Below are 16,483 nucleotides of genomic sequence, written 5' to 3'. Positions count from 1 at the left end.
TGACTCCATGGCAGCGACGCAGACTTCGGCGGAGACGCCGATCCCGGTCGGGGAGGTCTCCCGGCTGATCGGCGGCTGGATCGACCGGCTCGGGGCGGTGTGGGTGGAGGGGCAGATCACCCAACTCTCCCGCCGGCCCGGCTTCGGGGTGGTCTTCCTCACCCTGCGCGACCCGGCGCGGGACGTCTCCCTGCGGGTGACGTGCTTCCGGGCGGTGTTCGACCGGGTGGCCGACGTGATAGTCGAGGGCGCCCGGGTGGTGGTGCTGGGCAAGCCCGAGTGGTACGCCCCGCGCGGGGAGTTGTCGCTGCGCGCTTCGGAGATCCGTGCGGTGGGGGTCGGCGAGCTGCTGCTGCGCCTGGAGCGGCTGAAGCGCGCCCTCACCGAGGAGGGGCTGTTCGCCGCGGGGCGCAAGCGTCCGCTGCCGTTCCTCCCGGGGCGGGTGGGCCTGGTCACGGGCCGGGCCTCCGCGGCCGAGCGCGACGTCCTGGAGAACGCGAGGCTCCGCTGGCCGGCGGTCCGCTTCGCGGTGCGGAACGTGGCGGTCCAGGGGGCCCAGGCGGTGGCGCAGGTGGTCGACGCCGTGCGGGAGTTGGACGAGGACGAGGAGGTCGACGTCATCGTCGTGGCGCGGGGCGGGGGCAGCGTGGAGGACCTGCTGCCGTTCTCCGACGAGCGCCTGGTGCGGGCGGTGGCGGACTGCCGCACCCCCGTGGTGTCGGCCATCGGGCACGAGCCGGACTCGCCGCTGCTGGACCTGGTGGCGGACGTGCGTGCCTCCACGCCGACGGACGCGGCCAAGCGCGTCGTGCCGGACGTGGGCGAGGAGGCGTCCCGCGTGCGGGAGCTGCGGGACCGGGCGCGGCGCGGGGTCGAGACGCTGCTGGCCAGGGAGGAGAACGGGCTGGCCGGGGTCAGGTCGCGGCCGGTGCTGGCGGAGCCGCACCGGATGGTGGACGAGCGCGCGGCGGAGCTGGCGACGCTGGTCGAGCGCTCCCGGCGCACGCTGGGGCATCGGCTGGACGCGGCGCGCGCGGACCTCGCGCACACCAGGGCGCGGGTGGTGGCGCTGTCGCCGGCGGCGACGCTGCGCCGGGGGTACGCGGTGCTTCAGCGGGCGGACGGCGGGGCGGTGCGCGCCCCGGACGACGTCGCGCCGGGTGAGGCGCTGCGCGCGCGGGTGGCGGAGGGCGAGTTCGGGGTGACGGTGGCGCGCGGGCCGGTGGAGCCCGGCACGGAGGCGGAGTCGGCGGCTGCCGAGGGAAGCATAGGGTGACGGCCATGACGGAACCGGACGCGGGCGCGACGCTCGGCTACGAGCAGGCGCGGGACGAGTTGGTCGACGTGGTCCGGCGGCTGGAGGCCGGCGGGGTGACGTTGGAGGAGTCGCTGGCGCTCTGGGAGCGCGGCGAGGAGTTGGCGCGGATCTGCGGCCGTTGGCTGGACGGCGCGCGGGCCAGGCTGGACGCGGCGTTGGAGCGGGAGTCGGAGGGCGAGGCGGGCGAGGCGGAGGAGGAGTGAGCCGGCGCGCCCGGGCGGCGGGTCAGCCCTCGGTCGTCGGCTCGGTCTCCCTGACCTCAAGCGTGCCGGCGAGTTTGGCGAGTTGGCCGAGCGGGGCGGTGCCCATGACGACGGTGGTCACCTCGGGCTCGGTCAGGACCAGGGCGTCGTACTTGGGGCCCTCCCAGACCGTCCACTCCTGGTCGCCGACGCGTTCGGTCCTGTCGGTCTCGGCGGCGTTCTGGGTGACGGAGGGGACGAAGTCCGCCGGTTCGCCGTCGGACTGGGCCAGCGCGGCGTAGCGCTCGTCCGGGTCGAGGAAGCCGAGACGCCAGGTCGCGCCGTACTCCCCCTGCGGCTCGTAGCGCACGGAGGTGGCGCGCCAGTCGCCGGCGAGCCCCTCGGGCACCACCAGCGGGTACGGCGCGGCGCGGGCGGCGGTGGCGGAGGCGACCTCGTACTCCACGCTCCGCACCTGCTGTTCCGTCTCGCCGTTGGGCGTGAGGAAGTAGACGGCGAGGGTGCCGAGGGTGATCAGCGCGGTGGAGATCACCATGTTCTGCACGCTCTGGAGGCGGAGCCGCTTCAGCCGCCGCGCCCTGGCGTCGTCTCCGTCGGCCGCCGCGGGACGCTGGTCCTCGGGCCGGGGCTCGGACGGGTCCGCCTCCGCCGCGGGGGCGGCCTCCGTTACCTCTTCTTTCGCCACCCCGCCATGGTCCCGCACCGGTTTCACGGCGCCGCAGCCACCCCCTCGTTCGCTCATCAGATAGGCGGTCTGCTCATCTGAGGATGAGCGGGCTAGAGTCGAAGCACCCTCAACCCGGCACGAGTGCGCCCGGCGCGCTCGGAAAGGTGCGTCCCGATGACCGAACACCACCTCCCCTCCGGCCTGGACGTGGCGCCCCAGGCCCCCGACCGCAACCTGGCGCTCGAACTGGTCCGCGTCACCGAGGCGGGGGCCATGGCCTCGGGCCGCTGGGTCGGCAGGGGCGACAAGAACGGCGCCGACGCGGCGGCGGTCCACGCGATGCGCGCGCTGATCTCCACCGTCTCGATGAACGGCGTGGTGGTCATCGGCGAGGGCGAGAAGGACGACGCCCCGATGCTCTACAACGGCGAGCGCGTGGGAGACGGCACCGGCCCCGAGTGCGACGTGGCGGTCGACCCGGTGGACGGCACCACCCTCACGGCGAAGGGCATGGGCAACGCGGTCTCGGTGCTCGCGGTGGCGGAGCGGGGCGCGATGTTCGACCCGAGCGCCGTCTTCTACATGAACAAGCTGGCCACGGGCCCGGAGGCGGCGGAGTTCGTGGACATCGACGCGCCCCCCGAGGTCAACGTGCGCCGGGTCGCCAAGGCGAAGGGCGGCTCACCGGCCGACGTGACCGTGGTGATCCTGGACCGTCCGCGCCACACGGACCTGGTGCGGCGGGTGCGGGACAGCGGTGCCCGCATCAAGTTCATCCAGGACGGCGACGTGGCCGGCGCCATCATGAGCGTCCGCGAGGGCACGGGCGCCGACCTGCTGCTCGGCGTCGGCGGCACCCCGGAGGGGGTCATCGCCGCCTGCGCCATCAAGTGCCTGGGCGGCACGATCCAGGGCAAGCTCTGGCCCAAGGACGAGGAGGAACGGCGGGCCGCCCTCGACGCCGGCCACGACCTGGACCGGGTGCTGCACACCGAGGACCTGGTCCACGGTGAGAACGCGTTCTTCGTCGCGACCGGGGTGACCGACGGGGAGCTGCTGCGCGGGGTGCGCTACAGCGCCGCGACCGCCACCACCCAGTCGCTGGTGGTCCGTTCGCGTTCGGGCACGATCCGGCAGATCGACTCCACGCACCGGCTGGCGAAGCTGCGGGCCTACAGCCAGGTCGACTTCGAGCGGCCCTGAACGGCCCTGAAGAACGGCCCCCGCACCGCGGCGGGCCCTGGTCGGCCCGCGCGGTCTCCCGAGAGCGGCTCTCGACGGCGGCTCTGTGCGGCGGCTCCCGAAAGCGGCTCCCGAAAGCGGCTCCCGAAAGCGGCTCCCGAAAGCAGCTCTCGGCGGGGCGGCGGCGCGGCCGGTGGGGGGCCGCCGCCCCGGTGACCGGGAACGACCGGGAGCGGATGGTGGCGCGCGCCGGTCGGGGTGGGAGGCCGCCGGCGCGGAGGGGGGTGCTCAGGCGATGCGGGTGATGTCCGCCTGGCGCCCGCCGGAGGTGGCCTCACGGCGGCGCCGACGGCTGAGCACCACGCGGCGCTCGGCGGCGGTCAACCCGCCCCAGACGCCGTAGGGCTCGGGTTGCAGCAGGGCGTGCTCACGGCACTCGATCAGCACCGGACAGCGGGCGCACACCGACTTGGCGGCCTGCTCGCGGGAGAGTCGCGCCGCCGTCGGCTCCTGGGACGGGGCGAAGAACAGCCCCGCCTCGTCGCGGCGGCAGGCGGCCTCCGAGTGCCACGGGCCCGCCAGGTCTCTGGGACGGGGCTGGGCGGAGCCGGCTGGGGACCACGGGGACTCGTGTGGCGGTGACGGTTGCAGCACGGTCAACTCCTGACGACGGCTACCGGGGGGTCGCTCCTGGCTCGACCCTCACCCGTCGTGGGAGCACCCACGTCCACTTCCCACCTGCTCGGCCATACGAGTGACGGTCCCCCGAGCCCTACCCGCTGTGCGCACGCTTATGCACAACGCGACCACGCACCGCCCGCGAGTTGACCTCCGGGGGGCGGGTGGACGTCCGGCTCTCAGCCGTTGCCGAGGTCGCGCAGCCGCTTGCCGTCCACCGCCTTGACCTCGACGCTTCCCACGACCGCCGCGCCCTGGACCGTGATCACCGGCGCCCGCAGGTCGGTCGCCTCACGCTCCCGCACCTCGAAACCGCCCATCACACCCGAGCCGTTGCTGCGAAGGGTCACGTTCTCCGGGACGCGGATCTCCACGCCGCCGAAGACGGAGGTGGCGTTGATCGTCACATGCTGCTGCTCGAAGAGCGCCTCGGTGAGGTCCAGTTCGACGTAGCCGAAGACGGCCACCGCGTTGACCTTGGAGCCGACCCGCCAGGTGCCGGCGCGGTTGGCGCTGCTGAAGACGGCCACCACGTTCTTCGCGCCGGCCACGCGGATGCCGCCGTGCTTGTGGCCGCCGAAGCTCATGTCACGGCCCCGGCCCGGGCCGGCACCGGGGCCGGGCGCCACCGGGCCCGGCGGCTGGGAGCGCTGCCCCGCCGGCAGGTCGCCGATCAGGGGCTCCAACTCGCCGAGCGTCTTGGAGCGGTAGAGCGCGTCCAACCGCTCCGCGTGCTCCTCCGGCTCCAGCCGCCCCTCCGCCAACGCCTCCCGCAGGATATCGGCGATCCGGTCCCGGTCGGCGTCCGAGGCGCGCACCGCGCCCGGACCGTGGGCCGTGACCGGGGCGGGGGACGGGGCCCCCGCGGCCGGCGCGGGCACGAGGGGGTCGGGCTCGGCGGACTTCTCCAGGGACACGGAGGGCGGCTTCTCTGCGTTCACCCCTTCAGCGTACCGAGTCGCGATACATCGCGACCAGAGCCCGCGCGCGATCGCGCCGCGCCGTCGCGGACCGCCGGCCCGACGTAAACCGAGACACCCTCAACTCGCAGGAAAACCACTCGAAGTGGGTATTTCCGTGAACGGCTGGCATGGGGAGAAGCACCGTGTATGTCACCGTTACCACCGACCCTCATCCCGCGATCTGACCATGATCAGGAGCAGCCACCTTGCTTACCATCGGTGACAAGTTCCCCACCTACGAACTGACCGGCGTCGTCGGCCCGTCCGAGGAGCTGCGGTTCGAGACCTTCACCAACAAGGACCGGCAGGGCAGCTGGTCCGTGGTGTTCTTCTGGCCGAAGGACTTCACGTTCGTCTGCCCGACCGAGATCGCCGCCTTCGGCCGGCTGAACGGCGAGTTCGCCGAGCGCGACGCCCAGGTGCTCGGGGTCTCGGGGGACTCCGAGTTCGTGCACCACGCCTGGCGCCGCGACCACGAGGACCTGCGCGCGCTGCCGTTCCCCATGCTCTCCGACCCCAAGCACGAGCTGATGAGGGCCTGCGGGGTGCGCGGCGAGGACGGCTTCGCGCAGCGGGCGGTCTTCCTGGTGGACCCGGACAACGAGATCCAGTTCGTCATGGTCACCGCCGGCTCGGTGGGACGGAACCCGGAGGAGGTGCTGCGGGTCCTCGACGCCCTCCAGACCGACGAGTTGTGCCCGTGCAACTGGTCGAAGGGCGAGCCGACGCTGGACGCCGAAAAGCTGCTGGCCGGGGTGTGACCCGGTGGCCCTCGACGCGCTCAGGGCGGCGCTGCCGCCCCACGCCAAGGATCTGAGCCTGGCCCTCGGCTCCCTCACCCGCCACGGCGAGCTGACCGAACAGCAGCTCTGGGGAACGCTGTTGGCCTGCGCCGAGGCCACCCGCTGCGCGCCGCTGCTGCGGGAGACCGAGGCGGAGGCGCGCAAGCACCTGACCGAGGACGCCCACCGGGCGGCGCGCACGGCGGCGGCGCTGATGGCGATGACCAACGTCTTCTACCGCGCCCGCCACCTGCTCGACGACCCGGAGTACGACGCGCTCCCGGCCGGGCTGCGGATGAACGCGCTGCGTGATCCGGGCGTGGAGCGGGTGGACTTCGAGCTGTGGTCGCTCGCGGTCTCCGCCGTCGGCGGCTGCGGCCGTTGCCTGACCGCCCACGAACGCACCCTGCGGGAGGCGGGGGTCAGGCGCGAGGCGGTGCAGGACGCGATCCGGGTGGCGTCCGTGCTGAGCGGCGTCGCCGCCACCCTGGACGCGGAGGCCGCGCTGGCCGGCTCGGCGCCGGGCTGAGGGCCTCGGGGGCCGCCCGGCGTCGCCCGGGCGGCCCGGCTTCCGTTCCCTCAGGCCGCCTTGTCGCCGGCCACCTCGAACCAGACGAGCTTGCCGGTGGACAGCCGGGTGGCGCCCCAGTCGCGGGCCAGCCGCTGCACCAGATACAGCCCGCGGCCACCCTCGTCGGCCGGTCCCGCCTGCCGCAGCCTCGGCAGCTGCGGGACGTCGTCGCCGACCTCGCAGCGCAGCACGTCGGTGCGCAACAGCCGCAGGGTGACCGGACGTTCGGCGTACCGGACGGCGTTGGTCACCACCTCGCTGACCAGGAGCTCCACCGAGTCCAGCAGATGCTCCAGGTCCCAGCGGGCCAGGTTCTCCCGGACCATCCGCCGCGCCTCGCGCACCGACTCGGCGCGCGGGTCCAGCCAGCGGAACGCGACGTCGTCCGGCGCGATGCCCTCGAAGCGGGCGGCCAGCAGCGCGATGTCGTCGTCCCGGTCGCCGGGCCCGACGATGTCCAACACCTCGTCGCACAGCGGCTCCAGCGGCGCCGCGGCGTCCGGCCTGGTCAGCTGGGAGATGACCGCCAGCTTCTCCCGCAGATGCTCGACGCCGGTCCACACGTCGCGGGTGCGCGACTCGACCAGACCGTCGGTGTAGAGCAGCAGCGTCGCCCCGGCGGGGGCCTCCACCTCGACCATCTCGAAGTCGACGCCCCCGACGCCGATCGGCGCGTTCGGCGGCAGGTCGACCAGCTCCGTCGAACCGTCGACGTGCAGCAGCACCGGGGGCGGATGGCCCGCGTTGGCCGCGGTGATCCGGTGGGCGACCGGGTCGTAGACCGCGTAGAGGCAGGTCGCCATCCGGTCCTGGCCCAGGCGTTGGGCCTGCTCGTCCAGGTGGTGCAGCACATCCAGCGGCGACAGGTCCAGGCCGGCCAACGTCTGCACCGTCGTCCGCAGCTGCCCCATGATCGCCGCCGAGGTCGTCGAGTGACCCATCACGTCGCCGACCACCAGCGCGACCCTGCTGCCCGGCAGCGGGATGGCGTCGTACCAGTCGCCGCCGACCCGCGCGGACTGCGCCGCCGGCAGATAGCGGCTGGCCAGCCGCACGCCGGTGGGCTGCGGCAGGTCGTCGGGGAGCATGGTGCGCTGCAACTCGTCGGCGATCGACGCCTCACGCCCGTAGAGCACCGCCTTGTCGACGCCCAGCGCCGAGTGCGTCGCGAGCTGCTGGGCGACCTGGAGATCCTCGGCGGCGAACGCGTCGCGGTCCGGGCGGCGCAGGAAGATCGCCGCGCCGATCACCCGGCGCCGGCCGCGCAGCGGGGTCAGGATCGCCCTCCGCCCCTCGGGCAGCACCGAGGCGCCGGTCAGCTCGCGCATCGCGGCCTTCGGCACCTGGGTCTCGATGAAGACCGGCCGCACCCCGCGCAACACCTCGGCCAGCGGCCCGTTCCCCCGCACCTCGACCAGGGGCGTCGCTCCGGAGAGCAGCGGCATCTCGCCGCCGGCGTCGTCCGGCGGCGGGTCGTTCAGCGACTCCAGGGTGAGCGCCTCGGGGATGCGGTCGGTGCGCCGCAGCTTGAGGACCCACGGGTTGACCGGCTGTTCGTCCCCCACGGGCAACGGGTGCCGCAGGTAGACGAGGATCGCGTCGGAGAACGTCGGCACCGAGGCCCGGCACAGGCCCAGCACGATCTCGTCCAGGTCCATGCCGCGTGCGATGCGCCGCGTGGCCGAGCCCACGAACCGCAGCCGCTCCAGCTCGCGCATCCCACCGGTGGGGATCTCGTCGGTCGCTGGACGGACGAGGGGCGCTTCCGTGGTGTCCGGCTCGGATCGGGCGTGCGGCAGCGCCGGGCTCTCGGCGCGCGGTGCGTCCGCCGTGCGAGCCAGGGGCTGCGGAGGGGTCGGGTCCGTCACGAGGGGCTGTCCATCCAGGCGGGAACTAGCGTGCGGGGTCAGGATGTTGGGTTGTGTGTCCGATGAGGGTTGATCCTACGTTTGACGCCCCGGGGCGTATCAAGAGGCTCTTGGGTGATCGGGGAGCCGATCGGGGCGGGTGGGGGCGAGTGCGGAGGGCGCGGGGCGGCGCCAGTCGGCGGGGAGTCGGGGGCGCCGCCAACGGGGGTCGGGCCGCCAGGACGGCCAGTTCTCGGAGAAGGGCAGGCCCCAGGCGGTGATCAGCCGTAGCGCCTCCTGACCCGCGGCGCGGACCCGTGCCACCTGGCCGGCGTCCAGCAGCCCCGCCATTTCTGCCTGGGCGAATTCGTCCTCGTCCCGCCACTCCCAGCTGCGGTCAGCGTAGACCACGATATCGAGAAAGTGATCCTCGGAATCCACCCCGCCGGACCACCGGCTCCGGGGCTCTTCAAGATTGACGTACCAGTTCCTGAAGCGCCAGTCCCGGTCCCAGAAAAGCCAGACCGACCACGGTTCTCCCGGGCGGGCCAGCTTCAGCAGGCCGTTGCCGAGCCAACGGCAGCGGTCCGTGGTGCGTGGCTTGGTGTAGCGGGTGGCCAGGGGTTCGAGATGCGGAGGGGTGCCGTCCGCGAGCACGGGGCGTACGCACTCCGTTCCGGGGGCGAGCCAGACGGCCAGCAGCTCCGGGGTGTCCCTGACAACGGTGACCGGCCTACAGATATGGAAATGTCGGGCCCCATTGGCCCTGTACCGCCACAAAATGTGGTCGCCCGGCCGCCAGCGATGCACCCCGCCCGTTCCGCCGTTTCCCGTCTCCATTCACACATGGTATTCGGGTCACGGCGCCGGGCGGGGGCATCCCGCTGACGCACGGTCAGGGGTGCGTCACGGGCGGGTCATGCGCAGCACGTCGAGCGCCTCGTCAAGCTGCTCGACCGTCAGTTCACCACGCTCGACATATCCGCCGTCCAGCACGGCCTCGCGGATCGTCTTCCGCTCGGCCAGCGCCCGCTTGGCGACCTTGGCGGCCTCCTCGTAGCCGATGTACCGGTTCAGCGGGGTGACCACGGAGGGCGAGGACTCGGCGTACTCCAGGGCGCGCTCGGCGTTGGCGGTGATGCCGTCCACGGTGCGGTCGGCCAGTAGCCGGGAGGCGTTGGCCAGCAGCCGCACGGACTCCAGCACGTTCTTGGCCATGACCGGCAGCATCACGTTCAACTCGAAGTTGCCCGAGGCGCCGGCGGTGGTGACCGTCACATCGTTGCCGGTGACCTGGGCGGCGACCATCAACACGGCCTCGGGGATCACCGGGTTGACCTTGCCGGGCATGATCGAGGAGCCGGGCTGGAGGTCGGGGAGCGCGATCTCGGCGAGGCCGGTGCGCGGGCCCGAGGACATCCACCGCAGGTCGTTGCAGATCTTGGTGAGCGAGACGGCGACGGTGCGCAGCTGGCCCGAGGCCTCCACCAGGCCGTCCCGGGCGCCCTGGGCCTCGAAGTGGTCGCGGGCCTCGGTGAGCGGCAGGCCGGTGGCGCGGGCCACCTCGGCGATCACGGCGGCGGAGAAACCGGGCGGGGTGTTGATCCCGGTGCCCACGGCGGTGCCGCCGAGGGGCAGCTCGGCCAGGCGCGGGAGGGAGGCGTTGAGCCGCTCCACGCCGTAGCGGATCTGGGCCGCGTAGCCGTCGAATTCCTGCCCCAGGGTGACGGGCGTCGCGTCCATCAGGTGGGTGCGGCCGGACTTCACCACCGTGGCGAACTCCTGGCCCTTGCGCTCCAGCGCCTCGGCGAGGTGGTCGAGCGCGGGGATCAGCACCTCGATCACGGCGCCGGTGGCGGCGATGTGGATCGAGGAGGGGAAGACGTCGTTGGAGGACTGGCTGGCGTTGACATGGTCGTTGGGGTGGACCGGCCGGCCGAGGCGCTCGGTGGCGAGGGTGGCGAGCACCTCGTTGGTGTTCATGTTGGACGAGGTACCCGAACCGGTCTGGAAGACGTCGATCGGGAAGTGCTCGTCCCAGCGGCCCTCGGCGACCTCCTCGGCGGCGGCGGCGATGGCCTCGGCCATGTCCTTGTCCACCACGCCCAGCTCGGCGTTGACCTTGGCCGCGGCGGCCTTGACGCGAGCCAGGGCGGCGATGTGCGCGCGCTCCAGGCGCTGGCCGGAGATCGGGAAGTTCTCCACCGCGCGCTGGGTCTGGGCCCGCCACCTGGCGTCGGCCGGAACCCGCACCTCGCCCATCGAGTCGTGCTCGACGCGGTATTCGTTGGTACCAGTCATGGGGTCGAATCTACCGGGCCGCCCCTGAGCACCGACCGGCCGGGCGGGGCCGGCCCGGGCGGGGCGCCGTGGCGCCGCCCGGGACCGCTCCGGTCACTCGGTGCGCAGCCCGTCCGGGCGCATCAGCCGCCACAGCAGCGGGAAGCTGCCGAGGGTCACCAGGGCTATCACCCCGGCGCCCGCGCCGGCCATCGGGAGGAAGGCCAGCCAGCCGTCCGGCGATATCCGCACCAGCGACATCAGCATCGCTCCCAGCAGCAGCCCGACCGCGGAGGCCAACGCGATGCCGAGCACCACCGGCACCGCGGTCTGCCACAGCACCGAACACCCCAGGGTGGTGCGGCGGGCCCCGACGGCGACCAGCGCGGCGAGCAGCCGCTTGCGCTCGCGCAGCTGCTCCAGCGTGGTGATCAGCATGCTGCAGCCGATCAGCGCCAGCACGCCGGAGGCGCCGATGACCATCCATGTCTGGATGGTGACGAGCTGGGACGAGATCCGCTCGCTGACCAGCGTGCTGGCGTCCCCCTCGGGGAGGTCGGCCATCGCGTTCCGGACCAGCTCCAGGGTGTCCCGGTCGTCGAAGTCGGCGCGCATCAGGATCGCGACCGACCCTTCCGCGGGCCACAGGCCGTCGAGCGCCTCGGGAGTCATCAGCAGCCCGCGGACCGGCAGCCCGTTCGGGGAGTCCCTGGGCTCGACCTCACGCATCTCGGGGACCGTCCACAGTCCGCGGGCGTCCGCCATCTCTTCCGCGGAGGCTCCGACCGCCACGACATCGCCTGGCTCCGGGACGGACGCGGTGACGTCGCCGTCCTGCGGGGCGAAGTAGACCTCGCCCTCGGCGCAGCTCTCCATGTGGGCCAGCTCGACCAGCGTCGAGCAGTCCGCCACGACGATGTTCGCGGTCTCCTGCGACGGCCCCTCCGTCCCCTTCCGCCAGAGAGTGCCGAAGGACTCGACGTAGTGCAGGACGGTCTCGACGTCGGGTATCTCCTCGATCTCACCGACGGCCCGGTCGATCGACTCCCGGTCGGTGGTCCCCGCGTGCGCGTCGCCCTGGGCGCGCTCCAGGTCCGCGTGCGTCTGGACCGAGTTCTCCGCGCGGACGCCGTCGAAGAGCATGTAGAGCGCCGTGGCGCCGGCGACGGCCACCATGATGCCGCTCACGGCGCGCACCGCGGGGCCGCTGCTGAGCTGGAGCCGACGCGTCGCCAACTGCCAGGAGGCCGGGCCTCCTCGGAGCCGGCCCGTGACGCGCTCCACCAGCCAGGGAAGCAGCGCGGTCAACGCGACCAGCAGCAGCATCACGCCGGTCGCCGCCTGCACGATCGCGATGCCCGAACCGGAGAAGTCCCCGCCCAGCATGAGCGCGAGCAGGCCGGCCCCGAGCAGCCCGGGCACCAGCCGCCACAGCAGCCGGCGCGGGCGCTCCCGGGACTGCCGGACCACGCCCAGCGGCTCCACCACGATGGAGCGCATCGCGAACAGCGTCGTCCCCACCGCCAGCAGCGGAACGGCCAGCAGCACGATGAGGGCCAGCGTCGGGCTGGGGATGATGTCCTCGACGAAGGTGCTGGTCTCGTCGACCGAGATCCGGGCCAGCGGCGGGCGGACCGCGAGGAACAACAGCCCGCCGGCCACGACCCCGAGCAGCGCTCCGACCAGGCTCTCGCCGGCGGCGATCCGGCGCGTCATCCCGGAGTCGGCACCGACCAGCCGCAGCGCGGCCAGCCGCCGGTCCCTGCGTTCGCCGCCGAAGCGGGCGGCCGTGGTGATCAGGATCGGCACCGGCATCAGCAGCACCACGGCGATCACCAGGATCAGCAGCAGCAACGCCGGGTGCAGCTCGCCGTCGTCCGACGACTGCCCGAAGCCGTCGATCCGCAGGGCGCCCTGCTCCGGCATGTCGTCGACCCCGGCGTAGAAGTACAGCTCCTGGGAGCCGACCAGCCCCTCGTCGCCGATCACGCCCACCCGGCGCATGTCCATCCGCTCGGCCAGCAACTCCCCCTCGGGGGAGTCGAGCAGCCGGTCCAGCGCCGGGGAGACCACCATCTCGCCCGGGCCGGGGAACGCGCTCAGCCCGGGCGGGGGCTCGGCCGTCGTCCTCTCGCCGGCGTCGGGCTGGAGCTCCATGCCGGAGATCCGCACCCCGTGGTACTCCGTCCCCTCGCCGCGCGCCAGCAGCGTGTCGTCCCCGCGCTCCTCGACCGAGTTCCCGAAGATGGACCGGGCGTCCTCGCGCTCGGCCCCACCCTTGACGACCTGCGGGACGGACGCGGCCAGGAGCAGGGTCGTCACGCCCAGGGCGATGCCGACCGTGGTGAGCGACGTGCGGATCCAGGCGGAGGGGCCGCCGGTCACCGAGAGCCGGACGCCGAGCCACAGGTCGCGCGCCCAGCCGCGGACGCCGGCGCTCACAGCGCCCCCGCCAGGTCGCGCACGCGGCCGTCGCGCACCACGACCTCCCGGTCCGAGTAGGCGGCGACCCGGGTCTCGTGGGTGACCAGGACGACCGCGGTGCCCGACTCCCGGGCCGCGGCGACCAGCAGGGTCATCACCCGCTCGCCGTTGAGCGAGTCCAGGGCGCCGGTCGGCTCGTCGGCGAAGAGCAGCCGGGGGCCGTTGACCAGGGAGCGGGCGACGGCGACGCGCTGCCCCTGACCACCCGACACCTCCCCCGGCCGCTTGCCCGCCAGGTCCTCGACCTCCAGCCTGGCCAGCAGCTCCCCCGCCTTCGCCTCGGCCGGCCCCCGCCGCCGGCCGGAGAGCCTGAGCGGCAGCGCCACGTTCTCCAGGCAGGTCAACTCGGGGACGAGCTGGCCGAACTGGAAGACGAACCCGAACTCCTCCCGCCGCAGCGTGCTGCGCTCGGCGTCGGTGAGCGTGAGCATGTCCCTGTCCCGGTACCTGATCTGGCCCTCGTCCGGGGGGACGATGCCGGCCAGGCAGTGCAGCAGCGTCGACTTGCCCGAGCCCGAGGGACCCATGATGGCCACCACCTCGCCGGCTGCGATGGCGAAGCCGGCACCGTCGAGCGCGGGTGTGGCGCCGTAGGTCTTGCGCAGCCTTTCCGCCGTGAGCAGGGCGGGCGGGGACACCGTGGTCATGAGCGCACCTCCGAGGCGAGCCGGTCGAGGCGGGCGGCGGTCAGCTCAAGCCACCGCAGGTCGGCCTCCAGATGGAACAGGGCATGGTCACAGACCAGTTGGTCGGCGAGGTCGCCGGCGATCTTGCGCCGGGTCAGCTCCCGCATCAGCCGCAGATGCTCGGCGCGCTGGGTGTCCAGCAGGTCGTCGGCGCTGCGGTCGGTCAGCAGGGCGAGCACGACCTTGTGGTAGAGGACGCTCTGGAGGTAGGGCTCGGGCTTCTCGGGGCGGGCGAGCCACTGCTCGACATCGGTCACACCGGCATCGGTGATCGCGTAGCGCTTGCGCTCCGGTCCCCCGCCGGTCTCCACCCCATCGACCTCCACCAGGCCGTTCTTCAGGAGCCGGGACATCGTCGCGTAGACCTGCCCGTAGTGGAGCGGGCGGTCCTGGCCGAAGTGCACGTCGAACGTGCGTTTCAGGTCGTAGCCGTGGCGTGGGCCTCCCTCAAGAAGGCCGAGCAGCGTGTGACTTATGGACATGCCGGAGACTATACATGCGATGTATACGCACCATGAATAGCTCTCCCGAGTGAACTCATCGGGCCACGGTTGACGTTGTTCGGACGGGAGGGAGACCCAGGCCACACGGCCGGGGCCCGAGTCACCCTCGCGGCACGGAAAGGTGGAGACCAGGCAACGCCGCGCGCGCCACCCGCGTCTGATCCCCTAGCGTGACCACAGCGAGTACCGCGCGGGTCAAAGGACCGGCGCGCTGGAGAAGGCCGGGGAGAAGTCGATGCCGCAGAGCGCCGACGGGCGGAGCCGTTCCGTCGGGCACCCCCGAGGTGCGGCATGAGCGAACAGCCCACGCCGGGCGCCGAGTCGAGGCGCCCCGCCCCCGCCGAGGACGAGACGACCGACGGGCGCGCCCCCGGCCCGCCCACGCCCCCCGCCGAGTCGGGCGCGGCGGCCGGGGCCCCCGGGCGGGAGCCGGGAGCCGGGACGGAGAGCACGCCCGCCGACGGCGCGACCGCGCGGACCGCCACCACCCCGCCCCCCGAGGCCGCACCCCGGACGGACACCCCCGAGGACGGCCGAAAAGCCCCCGCCCGCGGGGCGCGTGGCGCGGCCGACGCCACCGGCCGCTGGCTGCTGCGCGTCGCCCGCCGCCCCTACTGGGAGCGCCCGCGCTCCAGTTGGCTGGTGCGGCGCTGGCCCGACCTGACCGCCTGCCTGGTGGCCACGTTCTTCTTCTGGCTGTCGCTGACCCCCTCGCTGGTGCCGCGCCCCTGGTACTACCAGGGCGCCATCGGCGGCATCACCGCCGCCATCGGCTACGGGCTCGGCGCGCTGCTGAGCTGGATCTACCGGCTCGCGCTGCGCAGATGGGTACCGGGCGAACGCGTCAGGGCCCGCGCCTGGCTGGTCTACTGGCTGCTGCTCCCGTGGACGGTGGCGCTGATGCTCAGCCAGAGCGCCGACATGCAGCGGGAGCTGCGGCAGCTCCAGGGGATGCCGCCCACCCTGACGTGGCACTCGATGATGATCGTCCTCATCTCGCTCGCCGTACTGGTGTTGCTGCTGGTGGTGGCGCGAACCGTCCGGCTCTTCACCGGGCTGCTGACCCGCCTGTTGAACCGTTTCGTGCCCTGGCCGGTCGCCGTCGCGCTCGGGCTCGCGATGAGCACGGCGATCGTGGTGATCGGCACCAGGGACGTGGTGTGGGACCGGGGCATCCTGGAGGTCGCCGACCGGATCGCCGCCGCGAAGGATCGTTCCACCGACCCCGGCGTGATGCGCCCCTACTCGCCATTGGTCTCCGGCAGCCCCGACTCGTTGATCCACTGGGACGACCTCGGCAACAAGGGGCGGACCTTCGCGGGCACCACCCTCTCCAGCGACGAGATCTCGGACTTCACCGGCGAGGAGTCGCTGGACCCGGCCCGCGTCTACGTCGGCCGGGCGTCCTACGACGACTACGCGGACGGCGCCGAGTTGGCGGTCCGGGAGCTGGAGCGGGTGGGCGCGTTCGACCGCCAGGTGCTGGCCATCACGGGCACCACCGGCACGGGCTGGGTCAACCCGACCACCGTCGAGGCGCTGGAGTACATGAACGGCGGGGACACCGCCGTGGTCACCATGCAGTACTCCTATCTGCCCAGTTGGGCCTCGTTCATGGTGGACAGGAACGAGGCGGGCATCGCGACCAAGGCGCTGGTGGACGCGGTGCACGCCCGGTGGCAGCAGGAGCCGGAGGAGGACCGGCCCAAGCTGTTGATCTTCGGTGAGAGCCTGGCGGTCTCGGCCATCGAGTCGGCCTTCGACGGGCTGGACGACCTGCTGGAGCGCACCGACGGCGCGCTGTTGATCGGTCCGCCGGACTTCAGCCCGATCCATGACGAGCTGACCGAGCACCGGGACCCGAGCAGCCCGATCTGGCGGCCGATCTACGACGACGGCCGGCACGTGCGGTTCGCCCAGTTCCCCGAACTGGACCTGACCAGACCGTCGGCTGAACCGTGGGAGTACCCGCGGGTGGTCTACCTCCAGAACGCGTCCGACCCGGTGGTCTGGTGGTCACCCAACCTGTTGTTCGAGCGGCCGGAGTGGTTGAACGAGCCGCTGGGGCCGGACGTGACCACCGCGATCGACTGGTTCCCCTTCGTCACCTTCTGGCAGACCACCGTGGACATGGCGGTCTCCTACGGCTCGCCCGCCCCGCACGGCCACCGCTACGGCTCCAACCCGGTCAACGCCTGGGCCGCCATCGCCCCACCCGACGGGTGGAGCACCGTGGACACCGAACGGCTGAGCTGGCTGCTGGAGATCCGCCACCCGCCGAGGCACGGCTGGGCCGGCTAGGTCGTCTCCGTCACGCGTC

At 73.0% G+C, this 16,483-nt stretch carries 15 protein-coding genes; 6 read left to right on the top strand and 9 right to left on the bottom strand.

Annotated features, from left to right (window positions below):
- Positions 1–7: 7 nt before the first annotated feature.
- Positions 8–1,276 (top strand): exodeoxyribonuclease VII large subunit, encoded by a 1,269-nt coding sequence (gene xseA, locus FH715_RS05415; protein WP_139641259.1) that lies wholly within the window; start codon positions 8–10, stop codon positions 1,274–1,276.
- A gap of 5 nt (positions 1,277–1,281) precedes the next feature.
- Positions 1,282–1,521 (top strand): exodeoxyribonuclease VII small subunit, encoded by a 240-nt coding sequence (locus tag FH715_RS05410; protein WP_139641257.1) that lies wholly within the window; start codon positions 1,282–1,284, stop codon positions 1,519–1,521.
- Between the two features lie 22 nt (positions 1,522–1,543).
- Here FH715_RS05410 and FH715_RS05405 read toward each other — a convergent pair whose 3' ends face one another.
- Complete coding sequence (locus FH715_RS05405; RefSeq protein ID WP_246108575.1) at positions 1,544–2,206, bottom strand: DUF4245 domain-containing protein; 663 nt, start codon at positions 2,204–2,206, stop codon at positions 1,544–1,546.
- A 156-nt stretch (positions 2,207–2,362) separates the two neighbouring features.
- Between FH715_RS05405 and glpX the strand changes: the two genes are divergently transcribed.
- Positions 2,363–3,391 (top strand): class II fructose-bisphosphatase, encoded by a 1,029-nt coding sequence (gene glpX / locus FH715_RS05400; RefSeq protein WP_139641252.1) that lies wholly within the window; start codon positions 2,363–2,365, stop codon positions 3,389–3,391.
- Between the two features lie 267 nt (positions 3,392–3,658).
- On the opposite strand, the gene FH715_RS05395 is transcribed toward glpX, so the two are convergent.
- Both FH715_RS05395 and FH715_RS05390 read right to left on the bottom strand, forming a co-directional pair.
- Positions 3,659–4,024 (bottom strand): WhiB family transcriptional regulator, encoded by a 366-nt coding sequence (locus tag FH715_RS05395; RefSeq protein WP_425472678.1) that lies wholly within the window; start codon positions 4,022–4,024, stop codon positions 3,659–3,661.
- A gap of 203 nt (positions 4,025–4,227) precedes the next feature.
- Positions 4,228–4,989, bottom strand: coding sequence for a DUF1707 SHOCT-like domain-containing protein (locus FH715_RS05390; RefSeq protein WP_425472677.1), 762 nt, complete (start codon positions 4,987–4,989; stop codon positions 4,228–4,230).
- 227 nt (positions 4,990–5,216) lie between these two features.
- Between FH715_RS05390 and FH715_RS05385 the strand changes: the two genes are divergently transcribed.
- Together FH715_RS05385 and ahpD are read left to right on the top strand one after the other, a co-directional pair.
- Positions 5,217–5,771, top strand: coding sequence for a peroxiredoxin (locus FH715_RS05385; protein ID WP_139641251.1), 555 nt, complete (start codon positions 5,217–5,219; stop codon positions 5,769–5,771).
- A gap of 4 nt (positions 5,772–5,775) precedes the next feature.
- Entirely contained in the window at positions 5,776–6,321 is a 546-nt protein-coding gene (gene ahpD / locus FH715_RS05380; protein WP_139641249.1) for an alkylhydroperoxidase, AhpD family, read from the top strand.
- Positions 6,322–6,371: 50 nt separating this feature from the next.
- Here the strand turns inward: ahpD and FH715_RS05375 are convergent, their stop codons facing one another.
- From FH715_RS05375 to FH715_RS05350, 6 genes are all read right to left on the bottom strand, one after another.
- A complete protein-coding gene (locus tag FH715_RS05375) occupies positions 6,372–8,231 on the bottom strand; it encodes an ATP-binding SpoIIE family protein phosphatase (protein WP_246108574.1) in 1,860 nt (619 codons plus the stop codon).
- 99 nt (positions 8,232–8,330) lie between these two features.
- Complete coding sequence (gene fomD / locus FH715_RS05370; RefSeq protein WP_139641247.1) at positions 8,331–9,050, bottom strand: cytidylyl-2-hydroxypropylphosphonate hydrolase; 720 nt, start codon at positions 9,048–9,050, stop codon at positions 8,331–8,333.
- Positions 9,051–9,116: 66 nt separating this feature from the next.
- The gene (locus FH715_RS05365; protein ID WP_139641245.1) at positions 9,117–10,511 is read right to left on the bottom strand and encodes a class II fumarate hydratase; all 1,395 of its coding nucleotides are present in this window, start codon (positions 10,509–10,511) and stop codon (positions 9,117–9,119) included.
- 93 nt (positions 10,512–10,604) lie between these two features.
- A complete protein-coding gene (locus FH715_RS05360) occupies positions 10,605–12,932 on the bottom strand; it encodes an FtsX-like permease family protein (RefSeq protein WP_139641243.1) in 2,328 nt (775 codons plus the stop codon).
- Positions 12,929–13,621 (bottom strand): ABC transporter ATP-binding protein, encoded by a 693-nt coding sequence (locus FH715_RS05355; RefSeq protein WP_211367454.1) that lies wholly within the window; start codon positions 13,619–13,621, stop codon positions 12,929–12,931. The genes FH715_RS05360 and FH715_RS05355 overlap by 4 nt, the downstream gene beginning before the upstream one ends.
- Positions 13,618–14,142, bottom strand: a complete 525-nt coding sequence (locus FH715_RS05350; RefSeq protein ID WP_139641241.1) for a PadR family transcriptional regulator — start codon at positions 14,140–14,142, stop codon at positions 13,618–13,620. Before FH715_RS05350 ends, FH715_RS05355 begins: the two co-directional genes overlap by 4 nt.
- A gap of 312 nt (positions 14,143–14,454) precedes the next feature.
- Between FH715_RS05350 and FH715_RS05345 the strand changes: the two genes are divergently transcribed.
- Entirely contained in the window at positions 14,455–16,464 is a 2,010-nt protein-coding gene (locus tag FH715_RS05345; protein ID WP_139641239.1) for an alpha/beta hydrolase, read from the top strand.
- Positions 16,465–16,483 lie beyond the last annotated feature (19 nt).

Source organism: Streptomyces sedi (genome assembly GCF_006335015.1).
GTDB lineage: Bacteria > Actinomycetota > Actinomycetes > Streptomycetales > Streptomycetaceae > Streptomyces > Streptomyces sedi.
The sequence above is the reverse complement of the archived record's forward strand: the minus strand, read 5'-3'. Positions and strand labels throughout refer to the sequence as shown.

What these genes read in the sequence shown, in the direction of transcription:
- FH715_RS05355 (WP_211367454.1), bottom strand. Translation starts at nt 13,621, where the DNA reads ATGACCACGGTGTCCCCGCCCGCCCTGCTCACGGCGGAAAGGCTGCGC.
- glpX (WP_139641252.1), top strand. Translation starts at nt 2,363, where the DNA reads ATGACCGAACACCACCTCCCCTCCGGCCTGGACGTGGCGCCCCAGGCC.
- FH715_RS05350 (WP_139641241.1), bottom strand. Translation starts at nt 14,142, where the DNA reads ATGTCCATAAGTCACACGCTGCTCGGCCTTCTTGAGGGAGGCCCACGC.
- fomD (WP_139641247.1), bottom strand. Translation starts at nt 9,050, where the DNA reads ATGGAGACGGGAAACGGCGGAACGGGCGGGGTGCATCGCTGGCGGCCG.
- FH715_RS05365 (WP_139641245.1), bottom strand. Translation starts at nt 10,511, where the DNA reads ATGACTGGTACCAACGAATACCGCGTCGAGCACGACTCGATGGGCGAG.
- FH715_RS05410 (WP_139641257.1), top strand. Translation starts at nt 1,282, where the DNA reads ATGACGGAACCGGACGCGGGCGCGACGCTCGGCTACGAGCAGGCGCGG.
- xseA (WP_139641259.1), top strand. Translation starts at nt 8, where the DNA reads ATGGCAGCGACGCAGACTTCGGCGGAGACGCCGATCCCGGTCGGGGAG.
- FH715_RS05345 (WP_139641239.1), top strand. Translation starts at nt 14,455, where the DNA reads ATGAGCGAACAGCCCACGCCGGGCGCCGAGTCGAGGCGCCCCGCCCCC.